The sequence below is a fragment of the uncultured Frigoribacterium sp. genome, assembly GCF_963515265.1.
Classification (GTDB): domain Bacteria; phylum Actinomycetota; class Actinomycetes; order Actinomycetales; family Microbacteriaceae; genus Frigoribacterium.
Genome location: NZ_CAUPYL010000229.1, coordinates 1 through 3,678, shown reverse-complemented (window position 1 = coordinate 3,678; position 3,678 = coordinate 1). Strand labels below are relative to the sequence as shown.

The 3,678-nt window shown below is 74.9% G+C and carries 3 protein-coding genes; 2 read left to right on the top strand and 1 reads right to left on the bottom strand.

Translation table 11 applies throughout. The features are described 5' to 3' along the window. Together RWM17_RS13075 and RWM17_RS13070 are read left to right on the top strand one after the other, a co-directional pair. Nucleotides 1–365, top strand: a 365-nt coding sequence (locus RWM17_RS13075) for a helix-turn-helix domain-containing protein (protein WP_314104337.1), incomplete at its 5' end; no start/stop codon positions are given. Nucleotides 366–390: 25 nt separating this feature from the next. Next, entirely contained in the window at nucleotides 391–2,568 is a 2,178-nt protein-coding gene (locus RWM17_RS13070) for a RecQ family ATP-dependent DNA helicase (protein ID WP_314104335.1), read from the top strand. An 83-nt stretch (nucleotides 2,569–2,651) separates the two neighbouring features. Here RWM17_RS13070 and RWM17_RS13065 read toward each other — a convergent pair. Continuing rightward, nucleotides 2,652–3,678 (bottom strand): molybdopterin-dependent oxidoreductase (locus RWM17_RS13065; protein WP_314104332.1); only part of this gene is annotated, 1,027 nt, incomplete at its 5' end.

Here is a 3,678-nt window from a genome sequence, read left to right as displayed (position 1 = left end):
CCCTCGCCGTCGCGACCTCGTCGGCCGAGGAGGCGGTGGTCACCTGGGCGAGCCTCGCCGCCGGCGGCCTCGTGGCCGCGCTCTGGTCCGACGGAGCCGCCGAGCTCGCTTCGTCCCGCCTCGCCCCCGTGGCCGCACTGCCCGACGGAGACGAGCTGCTCGCCTGCTGCCGCACGTGGCTCGAGCACAACGGCGCGTGGGATCCCGCCGCCCGGAGCCTCGGCCTGCACCGCCACAGCCTCCGCGCGCGGGTGTCCAAGGTCGAGTCCGCCCTCGGGCTGCCGCTCGACGGCTTCGCCGGGCGGGCCGAGCTGTGGGCCCTGCTGCAGGCCGCGGGCGCAGGGGGCGGCACCGGGCTTCGCTGACGGTGGCCCGTGACAGCATGGCCGGATGACGACGAGCAGCAGCGCGGCGAGCACCTCGACCGCCCCTCCCGCACCGACGGACCGTGACACGGCGACCGAGATCGACGCCGAGGCGCTCGAGCTGCTGCGGGCCCTGACCGGCCGTGACGACGCCGTGTTCCACGACGGCCAGCTCGAGGCGATCCGCGCGCTCGTCGCCGACCGTCGTCGCGCCCTCGTCGTGCAGCGCACCGGCTGGGGCAAGTCGGCCGTCTACTTCATCGCGACCCTCCTGCTCCGCCGCCGGGGCGGCGGGCCGACCCTCCTGGTCTCGCCGCTCCTCGCCCTCATGCGCGACCAGGTGGCCGCGGCGAGCCGCGCCGGCGTGCGCGCGGTCGCGGTCAACTCGGCGAACGCGCACGAGTGGTCCGACGTGCAGCAGGCCCTCGCCGCCGACGAGGTCGACGTGCTGCTCGTCTCGCCCGAGCGGCTCAACAACCCGCGGTTCCGCGACGAGCAGCTGCCGGTGCTGGTCGCCCGCCTCGGCATGCTCGTCGTCGACGAGGCGCACTGCATCAGCGACTGGGGCCACGACTTCCGGCCCGACTACCGTCGGCTCGCCGACCTGATCCGCACCCTGCCGACGACGGTGCCCGTGCTGGCGACGACGGCGACCGCCAACGAACGGGTCGTCGCCGACGTCGAGGAGCAGCTGACTGCGGGGCCGGACGACCAGGTGCTGACCATCCGCGGCTCGCTCGCCCGCGCCTCCCTGCGGCTCGGCGTGCTGACGCTGCCGACCTCGCGCGACCGGCTCGGCTGGCTGCTCAGCCACCTCGACGACCTGCCGGGCAGCGGCATCATCTACACGCTCACCGTCTCGGCTGCCGACGACACGGCCCGGCTGCTGCGCGAGGCAGGGCACGCGGTGCGCTCGTACTCGGGCCGTACCGACAACGAAGAGAGGGAGGCGCTCGAGGGCCAGCTGAAGCGCAACGAGCTCAAGGCGCTCGTCGCCACCAGCGCCCTCGGCATGGGCTTCGACAAGCCCGACCTCGGCTTCGTGGTGCACCTCGGGGCGCCGTCGTCGCCCGTCGCCTACTACCAGCAGATCGGCCGCGCGGGGCGCGCGACCGACAACGCCGACGTGCTGCTTCTGCCCGGCACGGAGGACGCCGAGATCTGGCAGTACTTCGCGACCGCCTCCATGCCGTCCGAGGCCCGCGCCTCGGCGGTCCTCGCCGAGCTCGGCGACACGCCGCTGTCGACGCCGGCGCTCGAGGCCCGGGTCGACGTCAAGCGCTCGCCGCTCGAGCTGATGCTCAAGGTCCTCGACGTCGACGGCGCCGTCTCGCGCGTGCAGGGCGGCTGGGTCAGCACGGGTCGACCCTGGGTCTACGACGCTGAGCGCTACGGGCGCATCGGCGAGGCGCGGGTCGCCGAGCAGCAGTCGATGATCGCCTACGAGCGAGCCACGACCTGCCGCATGCAGATGCTCCAGCTCGACCTCGACGACCCTGCCGCCGCGCCCTGCGGGCGGTGCGACGTCTGCGCCGGCGCCTGGTACCCGAGCGAGATCGGCGGCGAGGCCGCGGCGTCGGCCTCGACCTCCCTCGACCGGGTCGGCGTCGAGATCGAGCCGCGGGCCCAGTGGCCGACGGGCGCCGATCGGGCCGGCGTGCCCGCCAAGGGCAAGATCGCCGAGGGCGAGCGCGTCGAGACCGGCCGCGCCCTGGCCCGCCTCACCGACCTCGGCTGGGGCACGACGCTGCGCCAGGTCTTCGCGGCGGGCGCCGAGGACGCACCGCTCACCAAGGCGCTGCTCGACGGGGTGGTCCGCGTGCTCAAGGAGTGGCCCTGGGCCGAACGTCCGGTCGGCGTCGTGGCGATGCCGTCGGCGTCACGCCCTCAGCTGGTCGGCTCGCTCGCCGAGGCGATCAGCACGGTGGGGCGCCTTCCCCTGCTCGGCTCGCTCAGCCCGACGCGACCGTCAGCCGGTCGAGGCAGCGGAGGAGGCGGCAACAGCGTCTACCGGCTCGCCGACGTCTGGCAGGCGGTCGAGGTCGGTCCCGAGCTGGCGGCCGCGCTGGCCGAGGTCTCGGGGCCCGTGCTGCTCGTCGACGACCTCGTCGACAGCCGCTGGACGATGACGACCGCCGGGCGCGAGCTGCGCCGGGCGGGGGCGTCGGCCGTGCTGCCGTTCTCGCTGGGCGTCGTGGGCTGAGGCTCGCTCGTCGCGGATCGTCGAAGGTCGTCGCGAACCGGCGAGGGCCGTCCGGGCCCGTCGGGGGCTGTCGGCCGGCGAGCTCAGCGCACCGACACCGCGTGCTCGTCCCAGCCCTCCGCGCCGTTGGGCGCGGGCGGCAGCTCGGCCTCCGACTGGACGGTCCCGTCGGCGCTCGTCGCGCGGACGCGCAGGGTGTGCCCGCCCGGCGACGCCGACCAGCGGTAGACCCACTGCACCCAGGTGTCGGGCGAGATCGACTCCGCCAGCTCGGCCTCGTCCCACGCGCCTCCGTCGACCTGCACCTCGACGCGCGAGACGCCCGTGTGCGGGTGCCAGGCGACCCCGGCGACGGCGACCGTGCCGGCGTCGACGGTCGTCCCGGCGGCAGGCACGTCGATGCGCGACTCGAGCTTGACCGGGCCGAGGGCGTCCCAGCCACGTGGGGTCCAGTAGCCCTCGGCATCGGCGAAGCGGGTCACCTCGAGCTCGGTCACCCACTTGGTCGCCGAGACGTAGCCGAAGAGGCCCGGAACGACGAGGCGGGCGGGGAACCCGTGCTCCTGGGGCAGGGGCTCGCCGTTCATGCCGATCGCGAGCAGCGCCTCCGTGTCGTCGTCCTGCAGCACCTCGAGCGGCGTGCCCGCGGTGAAGCCGTCGATGCTGCGCGAGAGGACCATGTCGGCGCCCGCCTGCGGACGGGCCCGCGCGAGCAGCTCCCGGAGCGGGTAGCCGAGCCACAGCGCCGTGCCGATCAGCGTGCCGCCGACCTCGTTCGAGACGCAGCTGAGCGTGGCGGTGTGCTCGACGAGCGGCAGGGCGAGCACGTCCTCGAACGTGAGCACCACCTCCTCGTCGACCAGGCCGTGGATGCGCAGCGACCAGTCCGCGGGGTCGATGCCGGGCACCCGCAGGGCGGTGTCGATCCGGTAGAACTCGTCGTTCGGCGTGATGTACGACGTGAGTCCGTCGACGTCGAGCGAAGCGCCGGCGGGCACTGCCTCCTCGGCGGTCGCCGCGGCGGGCAGGCGCAGGGCCGCGCGCAGCTGCGTCACGTTCGCCCGCGTCGCGTTCCAGGCACGGGCGCCGGTGCCGAGCACGACCGAGGCG